The 1,971-nt window shown below is 68.2% G+C and carries 5 protein-coding genes; 4 read left to right on the top strand and 1 reads right to left on the bottom strand.

The features are described from left to right. The 4 genes from VFF46_RS23395 to VFF46_RS23380 form a co-directional block, all read left to right on the top strand. Positions 1-377 (top strand): DoxX family protein (locus tag VFF46_RS23395; RefSeq protein ID WP_325039336.1); only part of this gene is annotated, 377 nt, incomplete at its 5' end. Between the two features lie 51 nt (positions 378-428). Next, entirely contained in the window at positions 429-746 is a 318-nt protein-coding gene (locus tag VFF46_RS23390) for a metalloregulator ArsR/SmtB family transcription factor (protein ID WP_325039335.1), read from the top strand. After that, on the top strand, positions 743-1,267 hold the full coding sequence (locus VFF46_RS23385; RefSeq protein WP_325039334.1) for an SRPBCC domain-containing protein: 525 nt from the start codon (positions 743-745) through the stop codon (positions 1,265-1,267). The genes VFF46_RS23390 and VFF46_RS23385 overlap by 4 nt, the downstream gene beginning before the upstream one ends. Next, positions 1,267-1,644: a VOC family protein gene (locus tag VFF46_RS23380; RefSeq protein WP_325039333.1), complete on the top strand. Its 378-nt coding sequence runs from the start codon at positions 1,267-1,269 to the stop codon at positions 1,642-1,644. Before VFF46_RS23385 ends, VFF46_RS23380 begins: the two co-directional genes overlap by 1 nt. Here VFF46_RS23380 and VFF46_RS23375 read toward each other — a convergent pair. After that, the coding region (locus VFF46_RS23375) for a DnaB-like helicase C-terminal domain-containing protein (RefSeq protein WP_325039332.1) at positions 1,641-1,971 on the bottom strand (331 nt) is incomplete at its 5' end. The two genes, VFF46_RS23380 and VFF46_RS23375, sit on opposite strands and share 4 nt — an antisense overlap.

Raw genomic sequence — 1,971 nt, 5'->3', positions numbered from 1 at the left:
CAACCGGTCGCGGCATGAACCTCACCGCCTGGATCATCTCCGGCGTACTCGCCGCGTTGTTCCTGCTGTCCGGCGCGATGAAGGTGCCTGCCACCAAGGCCGCCCTGGCGGCGAACCCCCGGATGGGCTGGGCGGCCCCGTCCCCGATCGGCCTGATCAAGTTCATCGGCATCGCCGAGATCGCCGGTGCCCTCGGGCTCATCCTCCCCCGAGCCCTCGGCCTCGCCGCGTGGCTCACCCCGGTCGCCGCCGTCGGCCTCGCCGTCGTCATGCTCGGCGCCATCGTCACGCACGCCCGCCGCGCGGAGTACTCGAGCGTCGCGATCAACGTCGTACTGCTCGCCCTGTCGGTCTTCGTCGCCGTGGTCCGCTTCTAGGTTTGGTACGTACCCTTGTGGGTACGTAACCGACTGGGTACACTGTTGCGCATGGATGCGGTGTTGCATGCGTTGGCCGATGAGAGCCGGCGGACGATGCTGGGGATCCTTCGGGACCACCAGGCGACGGCCGGTGAGCTGGCCGACGCGCTGCCGATCGCCCGGCCCGGCGTTTCCCGGCACCTGCGGGTGCTCCGGGAGGCCGGGCTGGTCGACGTACGTCAGGAGGCGCAGCGGAGGATCTACAGCCTGCGCCCCGAGGCGCTCGTCGAGGTCGACGAATGGCTGGACGGCTATCGCGCGCTCTGGCGGAATCGGCTGGACGCGTTGCACACCGAGATCGCCCGGGGAAAGAAGGAGCGGAAGTGAAGCTGATCGGGACCATGCGGGCACTCGACCAGACCCGTGGAGCGGTGCGCGTCGAGGACGTGTACGACACAGACATCGACGACCTCTGGGAGTCGTGTACGACGCCGGACCGCCTCGCGCGCTGGATCGCCGAGGTGTCGGGGGACCTCCGGGTGGGTGGGACGGCTCAGCTCGTCTTCACCAGCACGTGGAACGGCCCGGCGCGGATCGAGATCTGCGAACGGCCACACCATCTCCTGCTCACGACGGAGCCGGGCGCGGACGACGAGGGACAGCTGGAGGCGTGGCTCACTGCGGAGGGGTCCCGGACCAGACTCGTCGTCGAGGAACGCGGGCTGCCGGTCGGCAAGCTCCACTACTACGGAGCGGGCTGGCAGGCCCACCTCGAGGACCTCGGACGGTCGATCGCCCTGGGCGGCACCGCACACGAAGGCGGCTGGTCGGCTGAGCAGCCCGCCACGGCCTGGCATCAACGCTGGACCGAGCTGACCTCGGCGTACCAGGACACGAAGGTCGGCTGATGTCCGACAGCATCAAGTTCAGCGGCGTGACCGTGAACGCACCCGACGCCCGCGCCCTCGCGAACTTCTACGCCGAGCTCACCCGCGGGGTCGCGAAGGGCGACGAACACTGGGCGATCGCGACCGGCGACGGCGGGAGCATCGGATTCCAGCAGGTCGCCGGCTTCCGCCCACCCGACTGGCCGGACGGCGACATCCCGATGCAGCTGCATCTCGAGTTCTACGTCGACGACCTCGAAGCCACCGAACGCCGCGCCCTGGCCGCCGGCGCCGTCAAGTTCAGCTACCAACCGAACGCCGACCACTGCTTCGTCTACGCCGACCCCGCGGGCCACCCCTTCTGCCTCTCCACCTGGGAAGCCCCCGAGCTCACCTAACCGTCGTGGGCCATGTCCACGAACCGCGAGTAGTGACCCTGGAACGCCACCACCACGTCCGCAGTAGGCCCGTTCCGGTGCTTGGCCACAATAAAGTCCGCCTCACCGGGCCGGGTCGACTCCCGCTCATACGCATCCTCCCGATGCAACAGGATGACAACGTCAGCATCCTGTTCTAGTGATCCGGATTCGCGGAGGTCGGAGGCCATGGGGCGTTTGTCGGAGCGTTGTTCGGAGCCTCGGTTCAGCTGGCAGATGGCTACTACCGGGAGCTCGAGTTCCTTGGCGAGGAGTTTGATGGAGCGGGAGAACTCGGAGACTTCGAGC

Origin of the sequence: Kribbella sp. (assembly GCF_035655035.1) — a bacterium.
In the GTDB taxonomy this organism is placed as follows: Bacteria; Actinomycetota; Actinomycetes; order Propionibacteriales; family Kribbellaceae; genus Kribbella.
Note: the sequence above shows the minus strand (reverse complement) of the source record. Positions and strands in the feature narration are given on the sequence as shown.

Bases quoted from the DNA above. Each gene is read 5' to 3' on its own strand.
- VFF46_RS23390 (WP_325039335.1), top strand. From the start codon at position 429: ATGGATGCGGTGTTGCATGCGTTGGCCGATGAGAGCCGGCGGACGATG.
- VFF46_RS23380 (WP_325039333.1), top strand. From the start codon at position 1,267: ATGTCCGACAGCATCAAGTTCAGCGGCGTGACCGTGAACGCACCCGAC.